This is a genomic window from Sphingomonas hengshuiensis (assembly GCF_000935025.1).
Lineage (GTDB): Bacteria > Pseudomonadota > Alphaproteobacteria > Sphingomonadales > Sphingomonadaceae > Sphingomonas > Sphingomonas hengshuiensis.
Genome location: NZ_CP010836.1, coordinates 5,002,210 through 5,016,859, shown reverse-complemented (window position 1 = coordinate 5,016,859; position 14,650 = coordinate 5,002,210). Strand labels below are relative to the sequence as shown.

16 protein-coding genes are annotated in these 14,650 nt (G+C 68.6%); 4 read left to right on the top strand and 12 right to left on the bottom strand.

Features of this window, described 5'->3' with window-relative positions; all coding sequences use genetic code 11:
- Window positions 1–90: 90 nt before the first annotated feature.
- The 8 genes from pufA to TS85_RS22900 form a co-directional block, all read right to left on the bottom strand.
- Window positions 91–267 (bottom strand): light-harvesting antenna LH1, alpha subunit, encoded by a 177-nt coding sequence (pufA, locus tag TS85_RS22925; RefSeq protein ID WP_044335362.1) that lies wholly within the window; start codon window positions 265–267, stop codon window positions 91–93.
- A 39-nt stretch (window positions 268–306) separates the two neighbouring features.
- The gene (gene pufB / locus TS85_RS24950) at window positions 307–465 is read right to left on the bottom strand and encodes a light-harvesting antenna LH1, beta subunit (protein WP_077228762.1); all 159 of its coding nucleotides are present in this window, start codon (window positions 463–465) and stop codon (window positions 307–309) included.
- Window positions 466–468: 3 nt separating this feature from the next.
- Window positions 469–624 (bottom strand): hypothetical protein, encoded by a 156-nt coding sequence (locus tag TS85_RS25695; RefSeq protein ID WP_155006536.1) that lies wholly within the window; start codon window positions 622–624, stop codon window positions 469–471.
- On the bottom strand, window positions 621–2,081 hold the full coding sequence (bchZ, locus tag TS85_RS22920) for a chlorophyllide a reductase subunit Z (RefSeq protein ID WP_044335360.1): 1,461 nt from the start codon (window positions 2,079–2,081) through the stop codon (window positions 621–623). The genes TS85_RS25695 and bchZ overlap by 4 nt, the downstream gene beginning before the upstream one ends.
- Window positions 2,078–3,562 (bottom strand): chlorophyllide a reductase subunit Y, encoded by a 1,485-nt coding sequence (bchY, locus tag TS85_RS22915; RefSeq protein ID WP_044336872.1) that lies wholly within the window; start codon window positions 3,560–3,562, stop codon window positions 2,078–2,080. Before bchY ends, bchZ begins: the two co-directional genes overlap by 4 nt.
- 133 nt (window positions 3,563–3,695) lie before the next feature.
- Complete coding sequence (locus TS85_RS22910; RefSeq protein WP_173426292.1) at window positions 3,696–4,673, bottom strand: chlorophyllide a reductase iron protein subunit X; 978 nt, start codon at window positions 4,671–4,673, stop codon at window positions 3,696–3,698.
- A gap of 2 nt (window positions 4,674–4,675) precedes the next feature.
- A complete protein-coding gene (gene bchC, locus TS85_RS22905) occupies window positions 4,676–5,602 on the bottom strand; it encodes a chlorophyll synthesis pathway protein BchC (RefSeq protein WP_044335357.1) in 927 nt (308 codons plus the stop codon).
- Between the two features lie 99 nt (window positions 5,603–5,701).
- On the bottom strand, window positions 5,702–6,826 hold the full coding sequence (locus tag TS85_RS22900; RefSeq protein ID WP_044335355.1) for a methyltransferase: 1,125 nt from the start codon (window positions 6,824–6,826) through the stop codon (window positions 5,702–5,704).
- A 51-nt stretch (window positions 6,827–6,877) separates the two neighbouring features.
- Here TS85_RS22900 and crtD point away from each other — a divergent pair, with 51 nt between their 5' ends.
- Window positions 6,878–8,431: a 1-hydroxycarotenoid 3,4-desaturase CrtD gene (gene crtD, locus TS85_RS22895; RefSeq protein WP_044335353.1), complete on the top strand. Its 1,554-nt coding sequence runs from the start codon at window positions 6,878–6,880 to the stop codon at window positions 8,429–8,431.
- On the top strand, window positions 8,332–9,264 hold the full coding sequence (locus TS85_RS22890) for a hydratase (RefSeq protein ID WP_227698589.1): 933 nt from the start codon (window positions 8,332–8,334) through the stop codon (window positions 9,262–9,264). Before crtD ends, TS85_RS22890 begins: the two co-directional genes overlap by 100 nt.
- 4 nt (window positions 9,265–9,268) lie before the next feature.
- Here TS85_RS22890 and TS85_RS26295 read toward each other — a convergent pair whose 3' ends face one another.
- Genes TS85_RS26295 through TS85_RS22870 form a run of 4 tightly spaced genes read right to left on the bottom strand, consistent with a single transcriptional unit; the run spans window position 9,269 to window position 13,036 of the window.
- A complete protein-coding gene (locus TS85_RS26295; protein WP_265102104.1) occupies window positions 9,269–9,397 on the bottom strand; it encodes a hypothetical protein in 129 nt (42 codons plus the stop codon).
- On the bottom strand, window positions 9,397–10,272 hold the full coding sequence (gene bchO / locus TS85_RS22880; protein ID WP_044335351.1) for an alpha/beta fold hydrolase BchO: 876 nt from the start codon (window positions 10,270–10,272) through the stop codon (window positions 9,397–9,399). Before bchO ends, TS85_RS26295 begins: the two co-directional genes overlap by 1 nt.
- Entirely contained in the window at window positions 10,269–12,074 is a 1,806-nt protein-coding gene (locus TS85_RS22875; protein ID WP_044335349.1) for a magnesium chelatase subunit D, read from the bottom strand. The genes bchO and TS85_RS22875 overlap by 4 nt, the downstream gene beginning before the upstream one ends.
- Window positions 12,071–13,036, bottom strand: a complete 966-nt coding sequence (locus TS85_RS22870; protein WP_044336868.1) for an ATP-binding protein — start codon at window positions 13,034–13,036, stop codon at window positions 12,071–12,073. Before TS85_RS22870 ends, TS85_RS22875 begins: the two co-directional genes overlap by 4 nt.
- Before the next feature lie 51 nt (window positions 13,037–13,087).
- On the opposite strand from TS85_RS22870, the gene TS85_RS22865 reads away from it, so the two are divergent.
- The gene (locus TS85_RS22865) at window positions 13,088–13,558 is read left to right on the top strand and encodes a TspO/MBR family protein (RefSeq protein WP_044335347.1); all 471 of its coding nucleotides are present in this window, start codon (window positions 13,088–13,090) and stop codon (window positions 13,556–13,558) included.
- Window positions 13,559–13,656: 98 nt separating this feature from the next.
- Window positions 13,657–14,640 carry a 4-hydroxy-3-methylbut-2-enyl diphosphate reductase gene (gene ispH, locus TS85_RS22860; RefSeq protein ID WP_044336866.1) on the top strand — a complete coding sequence of 328 codons (984 nt, stop codon included), beginning with the start codon at window positions 13,657–13,659 and terminating at the stop codon, window positions 14,638–14,640.
- The last annotated feature ends 10 nt before the right edge of the window (window positions 14,641–14,650 follow it).

The following is a 14,650-nucleotide window of genomic DNA, read 5'->3' as shown; positions in this document are numbered from 1 at the left end:
TTGCTTTGGGGTCGTCGGCAGACGAGGCCGGGGTTGCGCCCGGCTTCGTCCGCCCGCGCCGGCACGAACCGGCGCGGTGGCGTCGATCGCTCAGGTCCCCGTTGCGGGTGCCATCGCTGCCGGAGCCGCCTTGTGCGGACCGTCGAGCCAGTTGAACCGATCGGTGCTCAGCAGGATGAAGTGAATCAGCAGTGCCAGCACGAACAGGAAGATAAACAAAGCGACCAGCGCGCGGCGCGGGTCGAAGATCAGCCATATTCTCCACATGATGTGGTCCTCCTCACTTGGTCGAAATTCGCGTCGTGCTCATCCGATCCAGGGGCGCCAGTTCCACACCAGCACGTGCGCGATGATCGCGATGACGGTGAAGACCAGGAAGCTTGTGATGAACAGCTTGTGGAATTCTTTGGCTTCGTCCGGGGTCAGGTAGGTTCCTGGTCCCATCCTTTCATTTGGATCGCTCATTTTCTACGTCTCCGTTTTTCCCGACAGGGGCAGGAGCGTGGAAAGCGCTCCCAGGCGGCATCCACGCAGCTTCTCGCCAGCGAGGATCGGTGTGCCCGCGTCGATCGGGCCGGCGGCGATGCCGCGCTCGATCGGGCGGAAAGGGTGGGCCGCGCTCATGGTTCGCGGCTTTCGGTGATCGCGAGCGCCAGGCGCTCCGGGGTGACGGAGGCCTCGCCCGCACGGCGCGCGGCGCGCTCGGCGGCGTCGCGGATGCGCTTGGCCATCGAGATCCGCACCAGCACGGGTGCGCGCTCGACAACGGCGTCCAGCTCGGACTTGGCGGCGTCGTCCCACATCAATTCGCGCTCGATCCGCGCCAGGGTCGGCTCAGCCTTGTCGAGCTGGCCGGCGAGCGGAAGGATGTGGAAGAGCGCGTCGAACAGCGCGTTGCACACTTCCTGGATCAGATAGGTCGCGCCAGCATAGCCCATGAACGGCGTGCCAGTGTGGCGGCGGATGACCGCGCCCGGGAAGCTCGCCGGGATATAGACCCCGCGCATCCCGCCTGCACCACCGGCGGCCTCCGCCATGTACATCCGCTCGTTGAAGCTGCCGAACAGCACCAGCGGCGGATTGGTCGCGATCAGGTCCTTGGTGGCCTGGTTGTCCGACTTCGCCCCCGCGCAGCGCGACACTGCGAAATTGCAGGGCAGCCCCATATCGTCCTCAAGGAACTTGCGGATGCCGCGGGCATAGGTGTCGGTCGCGACGATGCCGAAGCTGGCGGTGCCGAAGAAATCCTGCGTCACCGAACGCCACAGATCCCAGAGCGGCTTGATCGTGGTGTGCTTCTCGCGCTCGATGAACGGCTCGGGATCGAGCCCGGTCAGCTCGCCAAGCTTGCGCAGGAACAGGGTAGTCGATTCGAGCCCGATCGGAGCCTGGAGGTAGGGGCGTTCGAGCACCTCGCACAGCCCGCGCCCGAACTCGCGGTACATGCAGACATTGACCTGCGCATCGGCGAGCTTGCGGACGTCGGCAAGATGGCTGCCGAGCGGAAACACCATCCCGACTTCGGCGCCGATGCCCTCGATCAGCCGCCGGATTTCGGCGAGGTCGGAGGGCATGTTGAAAGTGCCGTACATCGGCCCGATGATGTTGACCTTGGGCTTCTGGCCCTCGCGCGGGGCCTTCAGCGCCGGAACCTTTTTGAGCCCGAACTGAGTCCATAGCCAGGTCAGCGCGCGGTCGCCCGATTGCCATTGATCCTCGTCGATCGTGCGCGGCAGGAAGCGCTGGATATTGGTGCCCTCGGGCGTCACCCCGCCGCCGATCATCTCGGCAATCGATCCGGTGACCACGACGGCGGGGAGATCGGGATCGAGCGTCTTCCACGCGCGCCGCATCGCCCCTTCGGTGCCGTCGCGCCCCAGCTCCTGCTCGCCGAGCCCGGTGACGACGATCGGCAATTCGTGCGGCGGAAGGCCGTCGGTATAGTGGAGCACCGAGGTGACCGGCAGGTTCTCGCAGCCCACCGGGCCGTCGATGATCACCTGCAATCCCTTGATCGCAGTGAACGCATAGACGGCGCCCCAATAGCCGCCCGCGCGGTCATGATCGAGGATCAGCGTCATGTGCCGATATGCTCCTCTGCCTTGGCCGCAGCGATCCGCTTGGCGGCGTACTTGGCCTTGAACTCGGGGCGATCGACGGGCGTGTTCTCCCACACCCCCGCAGTCGCGCCGGTACCGACGCCTTCGAAGAACGCGGTCATCTTGTCGAAGCGGTGCTGGTTGGCGAGCGCGGCGTTGACCACCATCGCCAGGCTGCCCGCCCCCGCCGGCCCCATCAGCGGACGCGCCGAGATGAGGTTGGTGAAGTAGAGCGCGGGAATCGATTTCTGCTTGGCGTGCTGGACGACCGGCGTGGTCCCGATCGCAAGGTCGGGGCCGAATTCCTCGACTGCGGCGATGTCCTGTTCCAGGCTCGCGCGATACTGCACGCGGCAGCCATGCGCCTCCAGCCATTCGCGGTCGGGATCGGACCAGATCGTGCGCGGGCAGGCGGTGCCGACATAGGGCACCTCTGCGCCGCTCTCGATCAGCAGCCGCGCGACCAGAAGCTCCGAGCCTTCATAGCCCGAGACCGTGATCCGCCCGCGCACCGGCTTTGCCGCGAGCGCCCCCCGGATGGCGGGAATGAAGCGGTTCTTCGACGCATCGATCCTGTCCTGCGCGACGCCACACGCCTTGCCGATCGCATCGAGCCACGCCGCCGTGCCGTCCGCGCCGACCGGTGCCGAACCGACCACATTGCGCCCCGCCGCCTCGAACTCGCGGATGCTCGCGGTGTAGAAGGGATGGATCGCGCCGACGACCGCGCAATCGAGCGCCGAATAGAGCTCCCGCCATTCGCGCGTCGGGACGACCGGCCCCGCCGCCAGCCCCAGCGGCTCGAGCATCAGCCCGATGCCCGGCGGGTCGGCCGGAAACATCTCGCCGAGCAGCGTCACTGTCGGGCGGTCCGGGCGCGTCTTGGGCGCGGCGACCGGGCCCTGCTCGGCTTCCTTGCGCGCATAGTGCAGCATCGCCCCGGCGAGCACATCCTTCGCCTCGGCATGCGTCGGCACCCCGAAGCCGGGAACGTCGATCCCGATCACGCGGACCCCGTTGATCTGATCGGGCAGCAATTGCAGCGGCACGCCCGACGCGGTGGGCACGCACAAATTGGTGACGATGATCGTGTCGTAGAGCGCCGGATCGGCGAGCACCTCGACCGCTTCCTTGATGTCCTCGAACAGCTTGCCGGTGACGAGCGTCTCAGAACTGAACGGGACATAGCCGACGCTCCGCTTGGCGCCGTAGAAATGCGAGGTGAAGGTGAGGCCATAGACGCAGCAGGCCGATCCCGAGAGAACGCTCGCGGTGCGCCGCATCCGCAGGCCTACTCGAAGGGACCCGAACGCCGGGCACATCGATTGCGGCTGATCGTGCGGCCCTATGGGATAGTCGGCGGCGTAGCGATCGAGGATTTCGGACTTGCCGGCGATGATCGCGGCGTCGCGCAGGGTGTCTTTCGATCCACAGCCGCCCGCATCTGCCGCGCTGAGGTCTATCCGGTCGCGACTTCTTGGCTCCCCTCCCTGGACAAGGGAGGGGCTGGGGGTGGGTCGGTCGGAGGAGCTCGCTGCGCTCGCACCCACCCCCAGCCCCTCCCTTTCAGGGAGGGGAGCAGAAAGAAGGCCGGACTCAGACCGCATCGTACACGACTTCGAGGCTTGGCTTCGCGACATAGGCCGCGCCGCGCATATCGGCCTGGGTCGCGGGCTTGAGCGAATAATCCGCACCCGTCACGTCGGCGCTGAACAGCCCGAGCAATCCGTCCTGGTCGAGCGGGGCGGGCCGGAGCGGCGGTGCCTCGGCGACGTTGACCGCGAGTTGCTCGAACAGCGACGCCCATTGCCCACCGGGCTTGCCGATGATCTGGTAGTTCGCGGACTTCTTTCGGATGTCCTCGTTCGCCGGAATCGCCGTCAGCACCGGGATGCCCACCGCCGCAGCGAACGCATTAGCCTCGCCGGTGCCGTCGTCCTTGTTGAGGATCATCCCCGCGACGCCGACATTGCCGCCCATCTTGCGGAAATATTCGACTGCCTTGCAGACATTGTTGGCGACATAGAGCGACTGGAGATCGTTCGATGCGACGACGATGACCTTCTGGCACATGTCGCGCGCGATCGGCAGGCCGAAGCCGCCGCAGACCACATCGCCCAGGAAGTCGAGCAGGACGTAATCGAAGCCCCATTCGTGGAAGCCGAGCTTCTCCAGCGTCTCAAAGCCATGGATGATCCCGCGCCCACCGCAGCCGCGGCCAACCTCCGGCCCGCCCAATTCCATCGCGAACACGCCGTCGCGCTGGAAGCAGACGTCCTCGATGCCGATCTCTTCGCCCGCGAGCTTCTTCTTTGAGCTGGTCTCGATGATCGTCGGGGTGGATTTGCCGCCGAACAACAGGCTGGTCGTGTCGCTCTTGGGATCGCAGCCGATCAGCAGCACGCGCTTGCCCTGTTGCGCCATCATGTAGCTGAGATTGGCGAGGGCGAACGACTTGCCGCTGCCGCCCTTGCCATAGATCGCGATGATCTGCGTTTCCTTGGTGACCGGCCCGGTGTGGACCGGATCGGGCTCAAACGACGCTTCCTCGCGCAGCGGCTCGGGATCGAACATGCTCACAGCGTTCTCCAGTCGAGGACCATCTTGAGACACCCAGGGTCGGTAAAGGCTTGCGGATAGGCCTCGGGGGCCTCCGCAGCGGGGCGGGCATGGCTGATCAGCCCGTCGAGTTCGAGCACCCCGGCGTCGATCAGCGCGAGCGTGGCGGCGATGTCGGCGGGGGTGAATTCGGCGGCGATGCGCAACCGCGCCTCGCGCATGAACGCAGGCGGGAAGGCGAAGGACAGCCGATCGTAAAACCCGGCCAGCACCACCTCGCCGCCCTTGCCGATCCGGGAGAAGGCGATGTCGAGAATGTCCGAAGCGCCGCTCGCGTCGCAGATCGCGCGATAGTCGCGGCGCTCGTCGGTTGCGGGATCGATCACGGGATAGCCGAAACCATCGCGCCGATCCGGATTGGTTTCCCACACCGTCGGGGTGCCGCCGCCACTCGCCACGCTGATCCGCGCGATCAGCCGCCCGAGGATGCCATGGCCAATCACCAGATCGGGCGCGCCGCCGACCGCGATTGCGTGATGCGCCGTCGCGGCCAGCGCCAGCAATATGCCGTCGCGGCCCAGCGACTCGCGGATGCGGATCGCCCGCGCCGCCGGCAGCACGACCTGGCGCGCGGTGCCGCCGAACAGTCCGCGCGCTTGCGCGTAGCAATTGGCGCCGGGGACGAAGACCCATTCACCGATCCGCCCGCGTGCCTCGGCACCGGCATCGACGATGCGCCCGACCGATTCATATCCCGGCACCAGCGGATAGCCCATGCCGGGAAAGCTCGGCATCCGGCCGGTCCACAGCAGTTTCTCGGTCCCTGAGGAAATCCCGCTCCAGTCGATCTCGACCAGGACGTCGCCTGCCGCCATCGGATTGAGCGCGAGCGGTCGGAGGGTCAGCCGTTCCGGCGCCTCCAATATGACCGCTACTGTCTCCATTACGCTCCCCCCTGCGGCGGCGGGCTCTGCATCGGAGCCCGTTGACCTACGTAATATTCACTAGACACTTAGAGCTGTCAATAACATTGGACACTCTTGTTATCGGTTCGCGAGGATTGCGCTCGTCGTCAGCGGCATCGCCGTCGCCAGCACGCGCGATTTGGCGAACCCGGCCTCGCGAAGCATGGCCCGGATTTCGACCGAACTACGGGGTCTCCCCGACCCCATCGCCAACAGATAAAAGCCGAAATAGGCATCGCCGACCGGCTCCGCGCCGGGCGTCCGCGCCATCGGCTCTGCGATGAACAGCCTGCCCCCCGCGGGCAGCGCCGCGTGGATAGCGCGCAGCAGCGCGAGCGCGGGGCCGTCGTCATGATCATGCAGCACGCGGATCAGCGAGACCAGGTCATATCCCTCCGGCAGCGAGTCGCAGAGAAAATCGCCACCGAACACCTGGGTGCGCGACGCCAGACCCGCCGAGTCGAATCGCACCCGCGCGCGCTCGCCCACCGCGGGAAGGTCGAACAGCCCCAGCTCGATCCCCGGCACACGCTCGGCCACCGCCTGGAGAAACGCCCCCTCCCCGCCGCCTACGTCGAGCAGGCGGCGGTGGCGATCGAAGCGGTACGAATCGACCGCCTGCGCCGCGACCAGCGGCTGCGACGTCGCCATCAGCGTCGAATAGGCCGCGACGGCATCGGCGTCGCCGCGCCCCGCCGACTCGGCATAGTGCCAATGCCGCGACAGCTGCCCGCCACCCCCGCCGCGCCGGAGCAGCGCCACCGGATCGGCGAGATCGGCATAAAGCAGATGATGGTGCGCCACCATTTCGGCAATCCCGCGATTGCCCCGCAGCGCGGCGCCATCGCTTCCCAATGCCCAGCCACTGCCCAGCGGCTCGACCAGCCCCAGCGCCGCCGCGCCGCGCAACAGCCGCTCGGTCCCGGCGGCAGGCAGGTCGATTCGCGCCGAGATCGTCGCCGCGTCGAGCGGCCCCTGCGCCAGCAGATCGAGCAGCCCAGTCTGCACACAGGCCGCCAGGATCTGCGAATAGGTAAATCCGGCAACCAGATCGAACAGCCCCCGCGCCCGCGCCCTCGCAATCGGTCGCGTCAGGGGGAAGCGCATCGCGAAGCGCTGGAACCGCTCCGACGCGAAAACCCGGTTCCGCCACGCGATCCAGCGTCCCCGCCAGCCGAAATTTTTGGTGTTGGACAAAAGCATGTGTCCACTTGTGTTGACAGATGATAGCATCGTCAATCGAAAGGGAGCGCGATGCCGAACGAACGCGTCATCGTTATCGGGGCAGGCATAGGCGGGCTGGTCAGCGCCGCGCTGCTCGCCGCGCGCGGATGCGACGTGATCCTGGTCGAAGCAGCAGCGGGCCCCGGCGGCAAATTGCGGGCGATCCTCGCCGACGGGGTTGCAATCGACGCCGGGCCGACGGTCTTCACGATGCGCGCCTTGTTCGAGGAGATCTTCGCGGCGTGCGGCGAGTCGCTCGAAAACCACCTGACGATGCGCCCGGCATCGACGGTCGCGCGCCATGCCTGGGGCGCGGCGCGGCTCGATCTGTACGCCGACCCGGCGGCGAGCGAGGCCGCGATCGGCGACTTCGCCGGGGCCCGCGAGGCGCGCGGCTATCGCGCGTTCCGGGCGGAGGCGAAGCGACTGTTCGACGCGCTCGACGGGCCGTTCCTGCGCGACACCAAGACCGATCCGATCACCCTGGGGTGGCGCATGGGTGCGCGCGGCTTCGGCGACTACTGCAACCTGCGCGCCTATGGGTCGATGTGGCGCGCGCTCGGCGGCTATTTCCGCGACCCCCGGCTCCGGCAACTATTCGGGCGCTACGCGACCTATTGCGGCTCCTCGCCCTTCCTGTGCCCCGCCACGCTGATGCTGATCGCCCATGTCGAGGCCAGCGGCGTGTGGCTGGTCGACGGCGGCATGCACCGGCTGGCACAGGCCCTTGAAGCGATCGGGCGCAGCAAGGGCGTGCGCTATCTTTACGGTACGCCGGTGCGCAGGATCCTGGTCGAGCGCGGCCGCGCGGCGGGGGTGATCCTCGACGATGGCGAGCGGATCGCCGCCGGATCGGTGGTGTGCAACGCCGACCCCGCCGCGATCGGCGCAGGGCGGTTCGGCGAAGCGGCACGGCGCGCGACGTCGCCCGTCGCGCCGCAGCGGCGCTCGCTCAGCGCGATGGTGTGGACCGCGCGCGCGACCGCCAGCGGCTTCCCGCTGGCGCGCCACAACGTCTTCTTTTCGGACGACTACCCCGCCGAATTCAACGCGCTCGCCAGCGGACATCTGGCCGACCGGCCCAGCGTCTATGTCTGCGCGCAGGACCGCGACGACAGCGCCGCCGGCACCGGCGACCGCGAGCGCATCCAGATCATCGTCAACGCGCCGGCCACCGGCGACTGCACTCCCTTCACTCCGGCGGAGATCGACACATGTACAATGCGGATGCTGGACGGCGTTTCGCGGGCGGGGCTTTCGCTCGATCTGGGGCGTTCAGCGGTGCTGACGACGCCGACCGACTTCGAGCGCCTGTTTCCCTCGACGGGTGGAGCCCTTTATGGACCGGCCTCGCACGGGTGGGCGGCCTCCTTCCGCCGGCAGGGCAGCCGGACGCGGATCCCTGGGCTCTATTGCGCGGGCGGGAGCACGCACCCCGGCGCGGGCGTCCCGATGGCGGCGCTTTCCGGCCGATTAGCCGTCGATTGCTTGCTCAGGGACCGCGCTTCGACGTTCATGTCGCGGCCAATGGCTATGCCTGGTGGTATATCGACGCGACCAGCGCGGACGGCGCCCACGGGCTGACGATCATCGCCTTTATCGGCAGTGTCTTCTCGCCCTATTACAAGCTGTCGGGGCGCGGCGACCCGGAGAATCACTGCGCGATCAACGTCTCGCTCAACGGCCCGCGCGGATCGGCCTGGGCGATGACCGAACGGCCATCGAAGCGGATGCGCCGCAGCGCCGACCATTTCGCCGTCGGCCCCAGCGGGATGCACTGGGACGGCGACTCGCTGGTGATCGACATCGCCGAAATCTCGGCACCCTTGCCCTATAAGGTCCGCGGCACGGTGCGCGTCACGCCGGAAATGATCGGCACCACTGCCTTCACGCTCGATCCCGAGGGCAGGCATCGCTGGCACCCGGTGGCGCCGCGCGCGCATGTCGAGGTCGCGATGACGCATCCCGGGATGCGTTGGAGTGGTGCCGGCTATTTCGATTCGAACTTCGGCGACGAGCCGCTGGAGGCCGGGTTCAACGACTGGCACTGGTCGCGCGCCCACCTCAAAAACGACGTCGCAGTCCTGTACGAAGGCCGCCGGCGCGACGGCACGCCGTTCGACCTTGCGCTGAAGTTCGATCGGCAGGGGCGCTGGCACGACGTCGTGCAGCCCACCGCTGCCCGGCTCCCGCGCACCGGATGGCTGGTCGACCGCGCGACGCGAGTCGATGCCGGCCATCGCCCGCGCGTCACCAAGACCTGGATCGACGCGCCCTTCTATGCCCGCTCGGCACTCTCGACGCATTTGTTCGGCGAGGATGCGCAGGCGGTGCACGAAAGCCTGTCGCTGGGGCGTTTCCGCTCGCCGATCGTCCAGTCGATGCTGCCCTACCGAATGCCGCGCGCGTTCTGGTAGGGTCTCAGGGCTCTTCAGGCGGCTTCTTGCCCTTCGCGATCTCGCGGTTGATCGAGATGAGCTGCCAGATGCAGAAGAGCACCACCGGCACGCCCGCGATCGCCAGGTCGAGCAGGCTCAGATAGGCGCCCATCACCCCGCCTCCACGAACTGGCGGAGGATCGCCGCGACTGCGCCCGGTTGCTCCTCATGCGCCAGATGGCCGAGCCCGGCGAGCGCGTGCAGGCGCCCGTTCGCGACCAGGGCCACCGCCTCGCGCGCGCTCGCCAGCGGGATCGCGGCATCCGCCTCGCCATGCACGGCCAGCAACCGCGTCTGCAGCCGCGGCAGATCGCGCTTGAGCACATCGAGGTCCCAATCGGCCATCATCGTGATCGCCCCCGCGCAATGCCCCGGCGTGGCGAACAGCCGCTCGTAAAAACCGACACCCTCGGCATCGATCCGCGATCCTGTGCTGCGCAGCAGGAAGCGGTCCGTCTCGCCCTGCGTCCGCGCCAGCCGCGCGAAGAAATGCGGCGCGAGCGGATTGACGAACAGCAGCCGGGCCAGCGAGGGAAACAGCTTCGCCCGCAGTCCCGGAAAGGGCAGCAGCGCCGCATCCAGGCCGATGATCGCGTCCGGCTCGGCCAGACCGTCCAATGCCATCCGGATCGCAATCGCAGCGCCCGCCGAATGGCCGACCAGGATACGCGGGGTCACGTCGAGCACGCGCAGCAAGTCGCCCACCGCACGCGCCATCGCCGGCATCGACAGCCCCCCGGCGGGGCGCCCGATGGTAAAGCCGTGGCCGGGCAGATCGGGCGCCACGATCGTGAAATGCTCGGCAAGCAACGGCGCGAGCGCCCGCCAGCTATGCGTTGCCGCACCCGTGCCGTGGAGCAGCAGCAGCACCGGCCCCGCCCCCATCACCTGCACATGCCAGCGCACCCGACCGACGGCGACGAAGCGGCTATGCGACCGGTTGGGCCAGTCGCGCCCCTCGACGTCCCAGCGCGGCGCGGCGCTCACGGGCGCTGGGCCGCACGCACGGCGGCGTGCATCGCCGCTGCGTCGGCGCGCGGCAGCGGCAAATAGCGCGCGCGCATCGCCGCCGCGAGTGCTGCTCCCTCGGGCCGGGGCCGCGCCGAAATGTCGACGAACGCGGCGGCAATCCCCGCGGCGCCGATCGCCCGCGCCGCGGCCTCGGCATCGGCCTCGGCGGTGGCGCGCACGGCGCTGCCATCGGCGGCGATATTGGCGCGGCCATCGGTCAGCACCACGATGAACGGCGTCCGCCCCCGCGCCCGCGCTGCCTCCGCCAGTTCGCGTGCGGCATTGAGCCCCGCCGCCAGCGGCGTGCCGCCCCCGCCGGGCAGTTCGGCGAGCGACCGGCGAGCGCGCGCCAGCGAGCGCGTCGGCGGCAACAGCAGTTCGTGCGAGACCCCGCGAAACGCCACCAGCGCAACCTGCGCGCGCTTCACATAGGCCTCGGCGAGCAACAATTCGACCGCGCCCTTCGCCTCGGCCAGCCGCGCCAGCGCCGACGATCCCGAGGCATCGACGGCGAAGATCGTCAGCGCCTCGGCGCGCGATTCGAAGCGGCGAATGCGCAGGTCGTCGCGGCGCACCAGGATGCGGCCCTCGCGTCCGCGCACGCTCTGCCAGGGCGCGGCCGCCCGCAACGTGTCGATCAGGCTCAACCGCCGCCCGCCGCCCGGCACCCCCGCCCGCGTGCCCATCGGCCGCCCGCGCGCCGGCGACTTGCGGCGCTCGCCCGCGCCCTGCGCGCGTATGGGCGCGGCACGGCGATTTCCGCCAGCGGCGATCCGCGCGAGCACGTCCTTGGGCAATGCCGCCAGCGCGGCGGCCAGCACCACGTCCTCGATCGGCCCCGGCGCATGTTCCTCTTCGCCCTGGTTGCCCTCAGGCGGGGGCGGAGGGGGCGCTTCGGGTTGGGGCGCCTCTTCCGGCATCGGCAACCGGGTGGCGCGCGGCGCAAGGACCAGTCGAGCGGCGAGCACTGCGTCTTCCTCGGTGATCGTCTCGCGCCTGGCGAGCCGCGCCGAGGCGCGCGCCGCCCGCAGCGCAAACAGCGGCGCCCGCGCGGAGTCGATGCCGAGCGTCGCAGCCGTAGCGACGAGCGCGGACAGAATATCCTCCCCGGCATAAGGAGAGGGATGAGCGGCTGGCGGCGCCCTCGGTACGGTCCCGCCGAGCGCGTCACCCTCACCCTTCCCACCGCCTGCGGCGGCGGGCCCCTTCCCTCTCCCGTTGGGAGAGGGAGGGAGGCGCGAAGCGCCGGAAGGGTGAGGGTGAGAGGATCGCGTCAGCTCGATCCAAAACGCCACCCGCTCCATCAACGCCACCGGTGCCCGTTCATCCGGCTCCACGCCCTCGTCCAGCGCCACCACCACAAACCGCGCCTCGCTCCGCATTGCCATGCCATCGCGCTCGGCAACGACTTCGCCGGCATCGATCACCCCCGCAATCCGCCCGGCATTGGCGTCGGACAGCCGCTCGGCCATCGGTACGATGACAACCCCGCCATCCGCTTCGGCAAGCACCCCGACCCGCGACACCGGCGCGCCCCGCGCGAGCGTCAGCGTGAGGTCCAGCCCGCCCAGCAGCCGCTCATCGTCGATATGCGCCGGAATTCGCCGCACCGGCGCCCCCTCGGGCAAGCCCGCGCGCAGTTCGGCTATCACCGCGTCGCGCAGCTCGCCGCCGCCGCGCAGGATCATGCCGCCAAGGCCCGGATCGATCGCGCACAGCCGCGCAGCAAGCAAGGCGTCCGGAAAACCGTCGGGCGCATCCTCGCCCGCGCCGGTCACGCCGCCAGTTCCTCCAGCGCGCGCTCGATCCGTGCCGTCGATCCGGTCTCGTCCAGCACGTTGCGGCGAAGCCGGTGCCGCAACGCCATTGGCGCCACGCGGCGGATATGATCGACCGTCGCGGCCTCCGCCCCGTCCAGCGCCGCCAGCGCGCGCGCCGAGCGCATCAGGGTAAGCTCGCCGCGCAGCCCGTCCGCGCCGACCGCCATGCACAGCCGCGACGCGAAGCCGAGCACCGCATCGGATATGCCGACACCGGCCAATGCCGCGCGCCCGGCGGCGATCCGCTTCAATGTCTTGCGCTCGGCGCGACGCCACGTCTCGGCAAATGCCTCGGGCGCGCGCTCGAAGGCGTCGCAGCGCTTCAATATCTCGACGCGCTGGCCCAGCTCCTGTGGCGTCCGCACCTCGACCGACAGCCCGAACCGGTCGAGCAATTGCGGGCGCAATTCGCCTTCCTCGGGGTTGCCGCTGCCGACCAGCACGAAGCGCGCAGGGTGCCGCACGCTCAGCCCCTCGCGCTCGACGACATTCTCCCCCGACGCCGCGACGTCCAGCAGCAGGTCGACGATATGATCCTCGAGCAGATTGACTTCGTCGATATAGAGGAACCCGCCATTGGCGCGCGCCAGCAGCCCCGGCTCGAACGCCTTGATCCCGGCGCCCAGCGCGCGTTCAAGATCGAGCGCGCCGACCACCCGATCCTCGGTCGCGCCGAGCGGCAGGTCGACGAAGGGCACGGGGACGTTGCCCTTGCGCGGCGATCCGTCCTGATACCCGGCCTGCGCCGCCGGGATCGGGGGCAGCAACGCGGCGAGCGCGCGCACTGCGGTGGACTTGCCGGTGCCGCGATCGCCGAACACCATCACCCCGCCGATTCGCGAATCGACGGCGGCGATCAGCAGGGCCAGTTTCATATCGTCCTGGCCGACGATCGCGGAAAAGGGGAACGACACGCGCACCTGCACGCTGTACCACGCACTGGACACTCTACAAGATGGACATGCACTGCAATGTGGACACCGATCCTCGTCGCCGCAGGGGTGGCGATCTTTCTGGGGGCGTTTGGCGGGCTGATGACGCCGATCGGCCCCTGGTATCACGATCTACGCAAGCCCTCGCTCCAGCCGCCCAACTGGCTGTTCGGCCCGGCCTGGACGCTGATCCTCGGTCTCGCCGCATGGTCGGCGGTGACGGCGTGGAACGCGGCAAGCACTGATTCCGAGCGCACCAGCGTCGTGATCCTGTTCGCAACCAATGCGGTGTTCCACGCGCTGTGGAGCCCGCTCTTCTTCCGCGCGCGGCGGCCCGACTGGGCGTTGATCGAAGTCGTATTCCTATGGGCGTCGCTGGTCGCGTTGGTCGTCGGGCTGTGGCCGATCTCGCAATTCGCCAGCCTGTTGATCCTGCCCTATCTGCTGTGGGTCAGCTTTGCGTCCTGGCTCAACACCGCGATCGTCCGCCTGAACCGGCCCTTTGCATGACGCTCCCCCGGTCTGACGTCAAATAGTGTCTGATGCCGTTGACACTTTAGCAGGCTAGCGTTCAGACTATTGCCATCGGAGGGAGTGCCATGCCGACGATGGATATCGCGACTAAGGCGGGCGACAGCGCGGCGCGACTGCACATCGTGCTCGCCAAGCCACGGGGCTTTTGCGCGGGCGTGGTCCGCGCGATCGACATCGTGGAGCGCGCGCTCGATCGCGAGCAAGGCCCCGTCTATGTCCGGCATGAGATCGTCCATAATCGCCACGTCGTCGAGAAACTGCGGCGCAAGGGCGCGGTGTTCGTCGACGAGCTGTCCGAAGTGCCGGCGGGTGCGCTGACCATTTTCAGCGCGCATGGCGTCGCCCGCGCGGTCGAGCAGGAAGCTGCCCGGCGCGGACTGCCCGTCATCGATGCCACCTGCCCGTTGGTCACAAAGGTCCATATCCAGGGGCGGCGCTACGCCAGATCGGGTCGCACGCTGGTCCTGATCGGCCATGCCGGCCATGCCGAAGTCGAAGGGACGATCGGCCAGATCGATGCGCCCGTGCACCTCGTCTCCACCGCCGCCGCCGTCGATGCGCTGCCAATCGCGCGCGACACGCCGATCGCCTATGTCACCCAGACGACGCTCAGCGTCGACGATACACGCGGAATCATCGCGGCGCTCAACGCCCGGTTCAGCGACGTGACCGGCCCCGACATCTCCGAGATCTGCTACGCGACGCAGAACCGCCAGGGCGCGGTGCGCGATCTTGCCCGGATCAGCGACCTGCTGATCGTCGTCGGCGCCGCCAACAGCTCCAATTCGAACCGGCTGCGCGAAATCGGCGCGGAAATGGGCATCCCAAGCCATCTGGTCGACGATGGCGACGGCATCGACCCGGAATGGGTGCGGGGCGTCACCACGATCGGCATCACCGCCGGCGCCTCCGCACCCGATGAACTCGTCGATAGCGTCATCGAGGCGCTGGAGCACCTGCGTCCGATCGTGATCTCCCAGCTCAACGGTATCGAGGAGAATATCGAATTCACGCTTCCGGCGGAGTTGCGGCACGAGCGGCGCCGAACCTCCGCGTGAAAAGGCCGCA

Coding starts and splice junctions, on each gene's coding strand:
- pufA (WP_044335362.1), bottom strand. CDS start 267: ATGTGGAGAATATGGCTGATCTTCGACCCGCGCCGCGCGCTGGTCGCT.
- pufB (WP_077228762.1), bottom strand. CDS start 465: ATGAGCGATCCAAATGAAAGGATGGGACCAGGAACCTACCTGACCCCG.
- TS85_RS25695 (WP_155006536.1), bottom strand. CDS start 624: ATGAGCGCGGCCCACCCTTTCCGCCCGATCGAGCGCGGCATCGCCGCC.
- bchZ (WP_044335360.1), bottom strand. CDS start 2,081: ATGACGCTGATCCTCGATCATGACCGCGCGGGCGGCTATTGGGGCGCC.
- TS85_RS22910 (WP_173426292.1), bottom strand. CDS start 4,673: ATGTTCGATCCCGAGCCGCTGCGCGAGGAAGCGTCGTTTGAGCCCGAT.
- bchC (WP_044335357.1), bottom strand. CDS start 5,602: ATGGAGACAGTAGCGGTCATATTGGAGGCGCCGGAACGGCTGACCCTC.
- TS85_RS22900 (WP_044335355.1), bottom strand. CDS start 6,826: ATGCTTTTGTCCAACACCAAAAATTTCGGCTGGCGGGGACGCTGGATC.
- crtD (WP_044335353.1), top strand. CDS start 6,878: ATGCCGAACGAACGCGTCATCGTTATCGGGGCAGGCATAGGCGGGCTG.
- TS85_RS26295 (WP_265102104.1), bottom strand. CDS start 9,397: ATGGGCGCCTATCTGAGCCTGCTCGACCTGGCGATCGCGGGCGTGCCG.
- TS85_RS22865 (WP_044335347.1), top strand. CDS start 13,088: ATGTGGACACCGATCCTCGTCGCCGCAGGGGTGGCGATCTTTCTGGGG.
- ispH (WP_044336866.1), top strand. CDS start 13,657: ATGGATATCGCGACTAAGGCGGGCGACAGCGCGGCGCGACTGCACATC.